At 40.8% G+C, this 13,584-nt stretch carries 16 protein-coding genes; all 16 read left to right on the top strand.

Annotated elements, in window-relative coordinates; translation table 11 throughout:
* Window positions 1–70 precede the first annotated feature (70 nt).
* The 16 genes from spx (at window position 71) to rplC (ending at window position 13,578) form a co-directional block, all read left to right on the top strand.
* Complete coding sequence (gene spx / locus DXN33_RS05060; protein WP_000591165.1) at window positions 71–469, top strand: transcriptional regulator Spx; 399 nt, start codon at window positions 71–73, stop codon at window positions 467–469.
* A gap of 60 nt (window positions 470–529) precedes the next feature.
* On the top strand, window positions 530–1,099 hold the full coding sequence (locus DXN33_RS05055) for an SP0191 family lipoprotein (RefSeq protein WP_000725153.1): 570 nt from the start codon (window positions 530–532) through the stop codon (window positions 1,097–1,099).
* 86 nt (window positions 1,100–1,185) lie between these two features.
* Complete coding sequence (locus DXN33_RS05050; RefSeq protein ID WP_000507059.1) at window positions 1,186–1,452, top strand: IreB family regulatory phosphoprotein; 267 nt, start codon at window positions 1,186–1,188, stop codon at window positions 1,450–1,452.
* A gap of 3 nt (window positions 1,453–1,455) precedes the next feature.
* The gene (gene ruvX, locus DXN33_RS05045) at window positions 1,456–1,875 is read left to right on the top strand and encodes a Holliday junction resolvase RuvX (protein ID WP_004239076.1); all 420 of its coding nucleotides are present in this window, start codon (window positions 1,456–1,458) and stop codon (window positions 1,873–1,875) included.
* A 15-nt stretch (window positions 1,876–1,890) separates the two neighbouring features.
* Window positions 1,891–2,196, top strand: coding sequence for a DUF1292 domain-containing protein (locus tag DXN33_RS05040; protein WP_000017620.1), 306 nt, complete (start codon window positions 1,891–1,893; stop codon window positions 2,194–2,196).
* 355 nt (window positions 2,197–2,551) lie between these two features.
* A complete protein-coding gene (locus DXN33_RS05035) occupies window positions 2,552–3,802 on the top strand; it encodes a folylpolyglutamate synthase/dihydrofolate synthase family protein (protein ID WP_020901844.1) in 1,251 nt (416 codons plus the stop codon).
* An 86-nt stretch (window positions 3,803–3,888) separates the two neighbouring features.
* Window positions 3,889–4,353 carry an SP_0198 family lipoprotein gene (locus tag DXN33_RS05030; protein ID WP_033682416.1) on the top strand — a complete coding sequence of 155 codons (465 nt, stop codon included), beginning with the start codon at window positions 3,889–3,891 and terminating at the stop codon, window positions 4,351–4,353.
* Between the two features lie 254 nt (window positions 4,354–4,607).
* On the top strand, window positions 4,608–6,140 hold the full coding sequence (gene cls, locus DXN33_RS05020; protein WP_115904525.1) for a cardiolipin synthase: 1,533 nt from the start codon (window positions 4,608–4,610) through the stop codon (window positions 6,138–6,140).
* 254 nt (window positions 6,141–6,394) lie between these two features.
* Window positions 6,395–7,948 carry a damage-inducible protein CinA gene (locus DXN33_RS05010; RefSeq protein WP_115904523.1) on the top strand — a complete coding sequence of 518 codons (1,554 nt, stop codon included), beginning with the start codon at window positions 6,395–6,397 and terminating at the stop codon, window positions 7,946–7,948.
* Window positions 7,949–8,067: 119 nt separating this feature from the next.
* Entirely contained in the window at window positions 8,068–10,275 is a 2,208-nt protein-coding gene (gene nrdD / locus DXN33_RS05005; RefSeq protein WP_181897289.1) for an anaerobic ribonucleoside-triphosphate reductase, read from the top strand.
* Window positions 10,276–10,286: 11 nt separating this feature from the next.
* Window positions 10,287–10,427, top strand: coding sequence for a hypothetical protein (locus DXN33_RS05000; RefSeq protein ID WP_000521618.1), 141 nt, complete (start codon window positions 10,287–10,289; stop codon window positions 10,425–10,427).
* Between the two features lie 43 nt (window positions 10,428–10,470).
* The gene (locus tag DXN33_RS04995; protein WP_115904521.1) at window positions 10,471–10,977 is read left to right on the top strand and encodes a GNAT family N-acetyltransferase; all 507 of its coding nucleotides are present in this window, start codon (window positions 10,471–10,473) and stop codon (window positions 10,975–10,977) included.
* Window positions 10,970–11,560, top strand: coding sequence for an anaerobic ribonucleoside-triphosphate reductase activating protein (gene nrdG, locus DXN33_RS04990; protein ID WP_115904520.1), 591 nt, complete (start codon window positions 10,970–10,972; stop codon window positions 11,558–11,560). Before DXN33_RS04995 ends, nrdG begins: the two co-directional genes overlap by 8 nt.
* Window positions 11,557–12,174, top strand: coding sequence for a uridine kinase (locus DXN33_RS04985; protein WP_115904519.1), 618 nt, complete (start codon window positions 11,557–11,559; stop codon window positions 12,172–12,174). Before nrdG ends, DXN33_RS04985 begins: the two co-directional genes overlap by 4 nt.
* Before the next feature lie 253 nt (window positions 12,175–12,427).
* Window positions 12,428–12,736 carry a 30S ribosomal protein S10 gene (gene rpsJ, locus DXN33_RS04980; protein WP_001284513.1) on the top strand — a complete coding sequence of 103 codons (309 nt, stop codon included), beginning with the start codon at window positions 12,428–12,430 and terminating at the stop codon, window positions 12,734–12,736.
* 215 nt (window positions 12,737–12,951) lie between these two features.
* On the top strand, window positions 12,952–13,578 hold the full coding sequence (gene rplC / locus DXN33_RS04975; RefSeq protein WP_000160197.1) for a 50S ribosomal protein L3: 627 nt from the start codon (window positions 12,952–12,954) through the stop codon (window positions 13,576–13,578).
* Window positions 13,579–13,584 lie beyond the last annotated feature (6 nt).

Here is a 13,584-nt window from a genome sequence, read left to right as displayed (position 1 = left end):
CGCAAGTCGGATGTTTTTTATGGTATAATAGACTAAACTGATAGTAACATGTAGCGAAAGGGGTAGGTACATGATTAAAATTTATACAGTCTCAAGTTGTACTAGCTGTAAAAAAGCAAAAACCTGGCTCAATGCCCACCAGTTAAGTTATAAAGAACAAAACCTTGGTAAAGAAGGAATTACGAGAGAAGAATTACTGGATATTCTGACAAAAACAGATAACGGAATAGCCAGCATCGTTTCGTCTAAAAATCGCTATGCCAAAGCCCTTGGAGTGGATATTGAAGATTTGAGTGTCAATGAAGTCCTCAATCTGATTATGGAAACACCGAGAATTTTAAAGAGCCCAATCCTTGTGGATGAAAAACGCCTGCAAGTTGGCTATAAGGAAGACGATATTCGTGCCTTCCTACCACGCTCTGTCCGTAATGTAGAAAATGCAGAAGCACGTTTGCGTGCAGCTCTATAAACATCAAGGCTGGGAGCAACTCCCAGTCTTATTTTAATTTCAAAAAGAAAGAAGAAAGAAATGAAAAAAATAGTTCTTGTTAGTCTAGCTTTCCTTTTTGTCCTGGTTGGTTGCGGACAGAAAAAAGAAACTGGAACAGCTACAAAAACAGAAAAGGATACGCTTCAGTCGGCATTGCCAGTTATTGAGAATGCTGAGAAGAATACAGTTGTGACCAAGACTTTGGTCTTGCCCAAGTCAGATGATGGTAGCCAGCAAACCCAAACCATTACATACAAGGACAAGACTTTTTTGAGCTTAACGATTCAACAAAAACGTCCAGTTTCTGATGAGTTGAAGACTTATATCGACCAACATGGAGTGGAAGAAACTCAAAAAGCTCTTCTCGAGGCAGAGGAGAAGGATGAGGCTATTATAGAAGCTCGTAAATTAGCAGGATTTAAGCTTGAAACCAAACTATTGAGCGCAACCGAACTTCAAACAACGACTAGTTTTGATTTTCAAGTTTTGGATGTCAAGAAGGCTTCTCAGTTAGAATATTTGAAGAACATTGGTTTAGAAAATCTCTTGAAAAATGAACCAAGCAAATATATTTCAGACAGATTGGCAAATGGTGCGACAGAACAATAGAAAATCCAAATAAATAGACTGCCTGAATTGTAGAACGTAAGGAATTATGCTATAATGGTACTATTCTAAGGAAAGAGGGTGTTAGAATGGGATTTACTGAAGAAACAGTACGTTTTAAATTGGACGATTCCAATAAAAAAGAAATTAGCGAAACTTTGACTGATGTCTATGCTTCTTTGAACGATAAGGGCTACAACCCAATTAACCAAATCGTAGGTTACGTATTGAGTGGAGACCCTGCCTACGTTCCTCGTTATAATAATGCACGAAATCAAATCCGTAAGTATGAGCGTGATGAAATCGTTGAAGAATTGGTCCGCTACTACCTCAAAGGACAAGGAGTCGATCTATAACCTATGAGAATTATGGGATTGGACGTCGGTTCAAAAACGGTAGGGGTGGCCATTAGCGATCCGCTTGGTTTTACAGCTCAAGGACTTGAAATCATCCAAATCAATGAGGAGCAAGGCCAATTTGGTTTTGACCGCGTTAAGGAGTTGGTTGATACTTACAAGGTGGAACGATTTGTAGTGGGCTTGCCTAAAAACATGAACAATACAAGCGGACCGCGCGTGGAAGCTAGTCAAGCCTACGGAGCAAAGCTAGAAGAGCTTTTTGGTTTACCAGTAGACTATCAAGATGAACGCTTGACAACAGTTGCCGCAGAGCGCATGTTGATTGAACAAGCAGATATTAGTCGCAATAAGCGCAAGAAAGTTATTGATAAGTTAGCAGCTCAGCTGATTTTACAAAATTATTTAGATAGAAAATTTTAATACAAAGGAGAGGCTATGTCACACGATCATAACCACGACCACGAAGAACGTGAATTAATTACACTAGTAGATGAGCAAGGAAATGAAACCTTGTTTGAAATCCTTTTGACCATTGACGGAAAAGAAGAATTTGGTAAAAACTATGTTCTTCTAGTACCAGTTAACGCAGAAGAAGACGAAGACGGACAAGTTGAAATCCAAGCTTACTCATTCATCGAAAACGAAGATGGAACAGAAGGTGAATTGCAACCAATCCCAGAAGACTCAGAAGACGAATGGAACATGATTGAAGAAGTCTTCAACAGCTTTATGGAGGAGTAAACACGTCCAGTGGACGTGTTTAGCCCTGCGCTAGAAATTAGAAACGCAGGCACATCCAGTGGATGTTTTTAGCCCTGCTTTTAGAAAAAAGAAAGAGCAGGCAGTCTGGGAGACTGTATCACCCCAACTCCTAGAAATTGGAAGAGTTGGAACGTCCAGTGGACGTTTTTAGCCCTGCGCTATAAATTAGAAACGCAGGCACATCCAGTGGATGTTTTTACTCCACGTTAGCATTTATAGTAGCTAGTTATTAGCTAACCAGGTAAGAGGTTGGGACGAAAATCCTGGCCTCGTTTTTTGTTAGTCATCATGCTTTGATGCGGTAATTGATTGGACTTTTGTCAAGGAGATGTGTATGTTTGAAGTAGAAGAATGGCTCCATAGTCGGATTGGTTTGAATTTTCGATCAGGCTTGGATCGAATGCAGCAAGCGGTGGATTTGTTAGGAAATCCCGAGAAGTCTTACCCTATTATCCACGTCACTGGGACTAATGGGAAAGGATCTACCATTGCTTTTATGAGGGAGTTATTTATGGGGCATGGCAAAAAAGTTGCGACTTTCACCTCCCCTCATATCGTCTCTATCAATGATCGAATCTGCATTAACGGGCAACCAATAGCTGATGCAGACTTCATCCGTTTGGCTAATAAGGTCAAGGAGATGGAGAAAACGCTCCTGCAAACCCATGACCAGTTGTCTTTTTTTGAATTGCTGACCTTGATTGCTTTTCTTTATTTTAGAGAGCAAGCGGTGGATTTGCTTTTACTAGAAGTGGGAATTGGTGGTTTACTAGACACGACCAATGTGGTAACTGGAGAGATTGCTGTCATCACTTCCATCGGACTTGATCATCAGGAGACTCTGGGTGACAGTATAGCAGCAATTGCAGAGCAGAAAGCTGGTATTTTTAAGGCTGGTAAAAAGGCAGTGATTGCTAAGTTGCCTTCAGAAGCTAGGCTTGTTTGTCAGAAAAAAGCAGAATCTTTAGCTGTTGACCTTTATCAGGCAGGTCAGGATTTTTCAATGCTGAATGGGGATTTTTCAAGCTCTTTGGCTAACCTTTCACAGTTGAAAATAGGCTTGGAAGGAGCTTATCAGCAGGAAAATGCGGCCTTGGCGCTACAAACGTTTCTTCTCTTTATGAGAGAAGGAAAGGAAGCTGTTGATGAACAGGTTGTAAGACAGGCTTTGGAGAAGACCCATTGGGCTGGGCGTTTGGAGCGTATTCGTCCTCAGATTTACTTGGACGGTGCTCATAACCTTCCTGCCTTGGCTCGCTTGGTTGAGTTTATTAAAGAAAAAGAGCAGGAAGGTTATCGTCCTCAAATCCTATTTGGAGCCTTGAAACGGAAGGATTATCAAGGGATGTTGGCTTATCTGACTGAAAAATTGTCTCAGGTGGAACTCAAGGTGACCGGCTTTGACTATCAAGGTTCTTTGGATGAAACAGATGTAACAGGTTACGATATAGTTCCTTCTTACCGAGAATTTATTAGCAATTTTGAAGCAAGAGCAGGTGCCCAGGATTTGTTGTTCGTTACAGGGTCTCTCTATTTTATCTCAGAAGTACGGGGCTACTTGCTGACCCATGAGCAGATGAATTGACCTCCTTTTTTGAACTTGTTATACTAGGGAAACTACTAGTTAGAGGGAAAAAATTCTGTAAATTGGTAGCAGAAAGGAAATTTATCATGAAATTAAAAAGATTCACACTTTCTCTTGCTTCTCTAGCAAGTCTTAGTCTTTTAGTAGCTTGTTCACAAAGAGCACAACAAGTTCAACAACCAGCAACTCACTCGCAAACACAACAAACTCAGCAATCACAATCTGCTGCTTCATCTTCTACAGAAAATAGCAGCCAGGCAGCAACAAGTTCTTCACAAAATGCTCCTGAGGCTCAACCAACTGATATTGATGGAACCTATACCGGTCAGGACGAGGGAGACCGTATCACTTTAGTGGTAACTGGTACAACGGGCACCTGGACACAGGTAGAAACTGACGGAGATCAAGAAATCAAGCAGGTTAGCTTCGATGCCGCTAATCAACGTATGATTATTGGGGATGATGTCAAGATTTATGCAATCAATGGAAATCAGATGATTATCGACGATATGGATAGAGAAGCGTCTGATCGCATTGTTTTATCAAAATAGACTAGAAGGAGACTGGTTTTGTCAGTCTCTTTTGTTTTTACGCAGAAAAATGATTATAAATACTTGCCTTCTACCGAATACCTGAGTTATACTAGTATCAATTACCTGTTTTTAGCATTCATACTCTTCGAAAATCTCTTCAAACCACGTCAGCTTCCATCTGCAACCTCAAAACAGTGTTTTGAGCAACCTGCGGCTAGCTTCCTAGTTTGCTCTTTGCTTTTCATTGAGTATCAAAATATCAAGGAGGGGATATGAAATATAGAAAATTTCAATTATTAATGTCCAAGTATGGCTTTAGTCTTTCGATTATGCTGCTTGAACTTTCTCTTGTTTTTGGTCTCTTTCTTTACTTAGGGCGTATGGCTCCTATTCTATGGGTTATTCTCTTAATCTTTATGAGTATGGCGACTATTGTCGCAATTGTCAATCGTTCAATGACACCTGATAGTAAAGTAATGTGGTTAGTGGTAACTTTTGTTCCTGTCATCGGACCCTTGCTCTATCTGATGTTTGGTGAAAGGCGATTGTCCAAAAAAGAAATCAAGCAGTTGGACAAACTTGGTTCTATGCATTTTCGGGAGGATAACAGTAAAGCTCTCCGCCAGAAATTGAAGGAAGATGATAAGGCGGCTTACGGAGTTATCAAATCTTTGCTAAGTATGGATAGCAATGCCGATGTCTATGATCGAACAGATTCACAATTCTTTTCTTCGGGTGAAAGCATGTGGCAACATATGTTGGAAGACCTCAAGAAAGCTGAGAAATTTATCTTTCTAGAGTACTATATTGTCGAAGAAGGTTTGATGTGGAATAGCATACTAGATATACTAGAGCAAAAGGCAGCTCAGGGTGTAGAGGTCAAGATGCTCTATGATGATATCGGCTGTATGGCGACTTTGCCTGGAGACTATACTATTCAACTTCGTAGTCGAGGAATTGAAGCCCATAAGTTTAACAAGGTGATTCCTCGTTTGACGGTGGCTTACAACAATCGGGACCATCGTAAAATCCTTGTCATAGATGGTCAGGTAGCCTATACAGGAGGCATTAACTTAGCCGATGAGTACATCAATCATATAGAACGCTTTGGCTATTGGAAGGACAGTGGGATTCGCTTAGATGGCCCTGGTGTCAAGGCTCTAACCCGTCTTTTTTTGATGACTTGGTACATCAATCGTGGGGAAATCAGCGATTTTGACCAGTATCACCTGGAAAATCAGCCTTGTTCTGGCCAAGGGCTCTGCATTCCTTACGGTAGTGGACCCAAGCCCATCTTCCGTACTCAAGTAGGGAAAAAAGTTTATCAAAGTTTGATTAATCAGGCTACTGATTCAGTCTATATCACAACACCCTATTTGATTATTGACTATGATTTAACTGAGAGTATTAAAAATGCAGCCATGAGGGGTGTTGATGTCCGCATCGTGACTCCTTTCATTCCGGATAAAAAATTAATCCAGCTCATAACAAGAGGAGCCTATCCGGATCTTTTGTCAGCAGGAGTCAGGATTTTTGAGTATAGTCCAGGCTTTATCCACAGTAAACAAATCCTAGTGGACAAGGACTTTGCTGCAGTTGGAACGATTAATTTAGATTATAGAAGTTTGCTTCATCACTATGAAGATGCAGTTTTGCTATATAAAACGGCATCAATCACAGAGATTCAAAAAGATTTTGAGGAGATTTTTTCAGTATCTCAAGAAATTTTCCCTCATACGATAAAAAATAGCTGGTATCAAAAATTGATTAAGGAAATTGCCCAGTTATTTGCCCCAATCTTATAAGAAATCTAGGACTTAGGACACAACCCAGTCCTATTTTTCTTGCCTTTTACGAATAGAAAGATAGAGGGGGAATGATGCTGACTCAGAAAGAATTGGATTATATCATGTCATTTAAACAGACGCATTTACACAGATTTAGAGAAATTGAAACCTTTGTGAAACTATGTAAAAAATCACTCAAACAGCCATCGCAAGCTGACAATTCTAGGTCTTTTTGATATACTAAGACAGATAAATTGAATAGGAGAAACGACATGGCTGTATATGGCAGAATCGAAGAAGTATCCGAAACGATACAGAGTAATGAAATTGAAAATGGATTGGATAGGAACTTTGAATCTCATGTAGAAAAAGAAGAGCAGGTAGCTTTCCCGTTTTTCAGACTCATCATTGGAAGTATGATTGCAACGGTTTTTTCTGTGGTGATACCTTTATTTTTAGATATGGTAAGTCCTTCTCAGGCTCAGGATCTGTATATTGGGTGGGCTTTACATCAGGGAGGACAGCTCTACAGTAGCTACTATGCTGGTCAAGGTCTACTTTATTATTTACTACTTTACATCACCCAAGGAGGCATCCTTTTTGCCTTGGTGGAATGGCTAGCCCTCTTAGTAGGAGGTTATTTCCTCTTTTCTTCAACCGACTATCTGACGGGACAAAGGGAACAAGCCAAGCAACTCTTAACCATATTTTATATTTTGGTATCCGGTCTCGGTTTTGGAGGAGGATATGCTACGATTTTAGCTTTGCCATTTCTGTTTGCAGGATTTTCGTTCATAGCAGCTTATCTATCAAATCCTAACCATGACAAGGGATTTCTACGTCTGGGGATTTTCTTGGCCCTATCATTTTTCATAGAGCCTCTTACAAGTCTTTTCTTTATTGCAGTAGTAACGATTGGTTTATTTGTCTTTAATGTTGGGCATGGCCGCCTTGCTCATGGAGTTTATCAGTTTTTTGCAGCAGCACTTGGCTTTTCTATCATCTTTTACCCAGTAGGATATTATGTTCTTGCTTCAGGTGGTTTTGGAGAGGCTCTAGGAAGTCTTTTATATCCGATTGATTCCCTCCAGATCTTTACCAATCCTCAACTAATGGATAATGTTGTATTCTATGGTTTGTTGACCTTTGGTTTAGGAGCTCTCTTCCTTGTTTTTCTAGGATTGTTCCAATCAAAGGCATCAAGATTATATGTTATTTCCGTACCAGCTAGTTTTGCTTTCATATTTGTATTAGCCTTGTTGCTTTTTTCTCAAGAACCTCTTCACGGTTCGCGTTTGATTCTACTCCTTCCATTTTTACTCCTTCTTTTGATGACCAGTATTCGTGGGAAACATTCAGCTAGGGGAGCTCGTCGTCTGAGAAGAGAAGATGTTCCTACTCTATGGAAAAAATTCATGAAGGGAAATCTCTACCTACCGATCCTAGTGGTGGTTTATCTGATTGCTATTCCTTTTGTAGCTCGTTTTGTCTTGCATCCAGCTTCTTATAGGGAACAACATCAAGTAGTAGACAGAGTCAAACAAGAGACGAGTGAGGGAGACCAAATCTATATCTGGGATTCACATGTTCAGATGTATAAGGAAAGCCAGCGTTTGGCTGGATCCATGTTCACATCCCCTCTTCTTTACACGAATACAGAAGAAAATAAAGCCGGCTTGATTCATGACTTGAAAGAAAATCAACCTAAGTTGGTTGTGGTGAACGACAAGGTGGCGCTCTGGTCTGAAGTGGAAACACTCTTGAAAGAAAATTACCAACAAGTAAAGACTGATTACTCAGAGTTTAAAGTCTATAAAATCAAATAACAAAATCAATATCTTGTGGATTTTTAAAAAAATTAGGTTTTTTACCACAAGATATTGATTTTTCTTTTTAGAGTGGTATAATACTTTTTAGAAAGAACATTTTAGAAAAGAGCATGCATATGATTGCACTAGAAGAAAAAATTACAATTTTGCCAACTCTCTTCGTTGAAAAACGAGATGGGAGACGTGTTGTATTTGATGTGGACAAGATTGACAAGGCTCTCCACAAGGCGGCAGACAAGGTTATGGATGTGACACCCTTAGTCGAAAAGCGCCTAAATGCTCTGACCGAGCGAATTGTCACAGAAATTCATAGTCGCTTTCCACAGGGGGTTAAGATTTACGAAATTCAAAATATCGTAGAACATGAACTGCTTGAAGCCAAAGAATATGCATTGGCTGAGGAGTATATTACTTATCGTACACAGAGGGATTTTGAGCGTTCAAAAGCGACGGATATCAACTTTAGCATCCATAAACTTCTCAACAAAGACCAGGCCGTTGTCAATGAGAATGCTAATAAAGATAGTGATGTCTTTAACACTCAGCGTGATTTGACAGCAGGTATTGTTGGGAAATCAATCGGACTGCAAATGCTTCCTAAGCACGTAGCCAATGCCCACCAAAAAGGGGATATCCACTATCATGATTTGGACTACAGCCCCTATACACCTATGACCAACTGCTGTTTGATTGATTTCAAGGGGATGTTGGAAAATGGTTTTAAGATTGGAAATGCAGAGGTAGAAAGTCCCAAGTCTATCCAGACTGCGACAGCTCAGATTTCCCAAATCATCGCCAACGTGGCTTCTAGCCAGTACGGCGGTTGTTCAGCTGACCGTATCGATGAAGTCTTGGCGCCTTATGCAGAGAAGAATTACCAAAAACACTTTAAGGATGCGGAAGAGTGGGTTTTGCCTGAAAAACAGGAAGATTATGCCTGGAAGAAAACGCAAAAAGACATCTATGATGCCATGCAATCTCTTGAGTATGAAATCAACACCCTCTTCACTTCAAATGGTCAAACACCTTTTACTTCACTAGGTTTTGGCCTAGGAACCAATCGTTTTGAGCGGGAAATTCAAAAAGCTATTTTAAACATTCGCATTAAGGGGCTTGGTTCGGAACATCGTACGGCTATCTTTCCTAAACTCATTTTTACTCTGAAACGAGGTCTCAACTTAGAGGAAGGAACTCCCAACTATGACATTAAGCAGTTGGCTCTAGAATGTGCAACTAAACGGATGTATCCAGACGTCTTGTCTTACGATAAGATTATCGAATTGACTGGTTCTTTCAAGGTTCCTATGGGTTGCCGTTCGTTTCTTCAAGGGTGGAAGGATGAAAATGGTGTAGAAGTCAATTCAGGCCGTATGAATCTGGGTGTTGTGACGGTTAACCTGCCTCGTATTGCTCTTGAGTCTGAGGGCGACATGAATAAGTTCTGGGAAATCTTCAATGAGCGGATGAATATCGCTGAAGATGCTTTGGTTTACCGTGTCGAACGGACCAAGGAAGCGACACCAGCCAATGCTCCTATCCTTTATCAATACGGTGCTTTTGGCCACCGTCTAGGTAAAGAAGAAAGTGTTGACCAGCTCTTTAAGAATCGTCGGGCAACTGTTTCGCTGGGTTACATCGGTTTGTACGAAGTGGCTACTGTCTTCTTTGGAAATAGTTGGGAACACAATCCAGAAGCCAAGGAATTCACGCTGGATATCATTCGTGATATGAAACGCCGTGTAGAAGAGTGGTCTGACCAATATGGCTACCATTTCTCTATCTACTCAACACCATCTGAAAGTTTGACAGACCGTTTCTGCCGACTAGATACAGAGAAGTTTGGTTCTATTCCTGATATTACAGACAAGGAGTACTACACCAACTCTTTCCACTACGATGTTCGTAAAAATCCAACACCGTTTGAAAAATTAGACTTTGAGAAAGTCTATCCGGAAGCAGGTGCGTCAGGTGGTTTCATCCATTATTGTGAGTATCCAGTCCTTCAGCAAAATCCAAAGGCCTTGGAAGCTGTTTGGGACTATGCCTATGACCGTGTCGGTTATCTAGGGACCAATACTCCGATCGATCGCTGTTACAAGTGTGACTTTGAAGGGGATTTTGAACCAACTGAAAGAGGATTTGCTTGTCCTAACTGTGGGAATAGGGATCCTAAAACAGTAGACGTTGTTAAACGGACTTGTGGCTATCTTGGCAATCCTCAAGCAAGACCTATGGTTAACGGCCGTCACAAGGAAATCGCAGCGCGTGTCAAACACATGAATGGTTCAACGATTAAAATAGCTGGCCATCAAGTAACAAATTAGAAAGAAATGAAATGGGAAAATATCAATTAGACGATAAGGGGCGCGCACAAGTGACCCGTTATCACGAGAAACACTCTAAAGGTGGAGCTGGTAAGAAAGAACGTTTGCTCAACCTCAGAGAACAATTTTTAAACAAGAATAAGAAAAAATAAAAGTGAGAGTCAGCTCTCGCTTTTCTCTTAGTGGGAGGTAAGAATGGAACTACGAAGACCAAGATTAGCAGATAAAGTAACAGTTTTAGAGATGATGGCAGAGTTTGAAAAATATCAGTCGCCTCACGACGGTGGTTTCTGGGATACAGAGAACTTTGTGTATGAAGAGTGGTTGGAAACAAATATGCAAAAAGAGATGGGGATAAACTTGCCTGAAAATCGTGTTCCTTCTATTCAATTTGTATCATTTGATAATGTAGGTCGTGCTCTAGGCTTTTTGAATCTGCGATTGAGACTGAATGAGGGGTTATTGAATTATGCTGGCCACATTGGCTACTCCATTCGTCCATCAGAAAGAGGCAAAGGTTATGCTAAAGAGACTCTCCGTCAGGGCTTGCAAGTTGCTAAGGAAAAGAACATCAAGAGAACGCTTGTGACCTGTAGCGTGAATAATCCTGCTAGCAGAGCAGTCATTTTAGCAAATGGTGGGCTTCTTGAGGATGTTCGTAATGGAGTCGAGCGTTATTGGATAGAGGTAGCGAATGAATAATCCAAAACCACAAGAATGGAAAAGCGAAGAACTCAGTCAAGGGCGGATTATTGATTACAAGGCCTTCAACTTTGTAGATGGAGAGGGTGTGCGTAACTCCCTCTATGTATCAGGTTGCATGTTTCACTGCGAGGGTTGTTATAATGTAGCGACCTGGTCCTTCAATGCTGGCATTCCCTATACAGCAGAATTAGAAGAACAGATCATGGCTGATCTCGCTCAACCTTATGTTCAAGGCTTGACCTTGCTGGGAGGGGAGCCCTTTCTCAATACGGGTATTCTTTTGCCGCTCATTAAGCGCATTCGAAAGGAATTGCCAAATAAGGATATCTGGTCCTGGACGGGATACACTTGGGAAGAAATGATGCTGGAGACCTCAGATAAACTGGAACTCTTATCACTGATTGATATTCTGGTTGATGGACGGTATGATCGAACTAAGAGAAATCTCATGCTCCAGTTTCGAGGTTCTTCCAATCAACGAATTATCGATGTGCAAAAATCCCTCAAAAATGGGCAAGTAGTGATTTGGGATAAGCTTAATGACGGAAAAGAAAGCTATGAACAGGTGAAGAGAGAGTGAAGAAAAACGACTTAATGGATCAACTAGTCTCAGAGATCGAGACAGGGAAAATCAGGACACTGGGTATATATGGTCATGGGGCTTCAGGTAAATCAACCTTTGCACAGGAATTGTACCAAATCCTAGATTCTGCAAAGGTAAACTTATTGGAAACCGATCCTTACATTGCTTCAAATCGTCATTTAGTGGTGCCAAAGGAGACTCCAGACCAAAAAGTGACCGCTTGTTTACCTGTGGCTCATGAACTGGCAAGTTTGCAGAGAGATATTCACGCATTGCAGGCAGGTATGGATGTCTTGACAATTGAAGAGCCTTGGAAGGCTAGTGAGGTCTTGTCTGGAACGAAACCGGTTCTGATTGTCGAAGGGATGTCTGTTGGTTTTCTTCCTAAAGAACTATTTGACAGAACAATCTGTTTCTACACGGATGAAGAGACCGAATTAAAGCGGCGCCTAGCTCGAGATACGACTGTGAGAAATCGCGATGCATCCGTTATATTGGCTACTCATCAGATAAGACGGGAGCAGTATCTGCGATACTATAAAGAAACTGAGTCAAGGGCGGACATTCTAGTGGCTCAATCAGAAGATAAATTTGATGTCAAGAGGACTTAACTTATATAGAAGAAAATCCCTAATTTTAAAAAGAAAAAATAGGAAAACAGTTTCATTGTAAAAAAACGAAAAAACAGCAACAAATCCCTTGCAATCGAAGGGGCTTTGTGTTATTCTATTATGGTGCTGTAAATTACAGCCTTAGCTTTGATGCAAGAGGTTGCGACACGCTCGGTTGCATTGCCACGCAACACCGCGTCGGTTTTCTTGTGGAGCTAGCCTATTATCTTAAATAGACGAAAAGGAGAAAAAGATGGCAAACAAAAAAATCCGTATCCGTTTGAAAGCTTACGAACACCGTACGCTTGATACAGCGGCTGCAAAAATCGTAGAATCAGCTACTCGTACAGGTGCACAAGTTGCGGGTCCAATCCCACTTCCGACTGAACGTAGCCTCTACACAATCATTCGTGCGACTCACAAATACAAAGACTCTCGCGAACAATTTGAAATGCGTACACACAAACGTTTGATCGATATTGTTAACCCAACTCAAAAAACAGTTGATGCGTTGATGAAATTGGATCTTCCAAGTGGTGTAAACGTAGAAATCAAACTTTAATCTAAAATATAAAAGAGCAGAGGCTGGTGTTTCAATATAATTGAACACGGGCTAAACTCGGTGTAAAAAAGATAAACTTCCTAGTGTCTGCTAGACACTGTGTCAGTTTCCTATTTTCACTTTGAGTTTGACGCCCTTTGTATCTTAGACTTGAGCATAAAAAACGCTCGTTAAAAACTTTTTGAATAAAAATATAGAAAAGGAACTATTTTCTCATGACAAAAGGAATCTTAGGGAAAAAAGTGGGAATGACTCAAATCTTCACTGAAGCTGGCGAATTGATCCCTGTAACAGTTATTGAAGCAACTCCAAACGTTGTTCTTCAAGTTAAAACTGTTGAAACAGACGGATACAACGCTATCCAAGTTGGTTTCGATGACAAACGCGAAGTATTGAGCAACAAACCTGCTAAAGGACATGTAGCGAAAGCTAACACGGCTCCTAAGCGCTTCATTCGTGAATTCAAAAACGTTGAAGGCTTGGAAGTTGGTGCTGAAATCACAGTTGAAACATTCGCAGCTGGAGATGTTGTTGACGTAACTGGTACTTCTAAAGGTAAAGGTTTCCAAGGTGTTATCAAGCGCCACGGACAATCACGTGGACCAATGGCTCACGGTTCTCGTTACCACCGTCGTCCAGGTTCTATGGGACCTGTTGCACCTAACCGCGTATTCAAAGGTAAAAACCTTGCAGGACGTATGGGTGGCGACCGCGTAACAATTCAAAACCTTGAAGTTGTACAAGTTGTTCCAGAAAAGAACGTTATCCTTATCAAAGGTAACGTACCAGGTGCTAAGAAATCTCTTATCACTATCAAATCAGCAGTTAAAGCTGGTAAATAATAAGGA

Source organism: Streptococcus sp. NM (assembly GCF_003390135.1).
Taxonomy (GTDB): domain Bacteria; phylum Bacillota; class Bacilli; order Lactobacillales; family Streptococcaceae; genus Streptococcus.
Note: the sequence above shows the minus strand (reverse complement) of the source record. Positions and strands in the feature narration are given on the sequence as shown.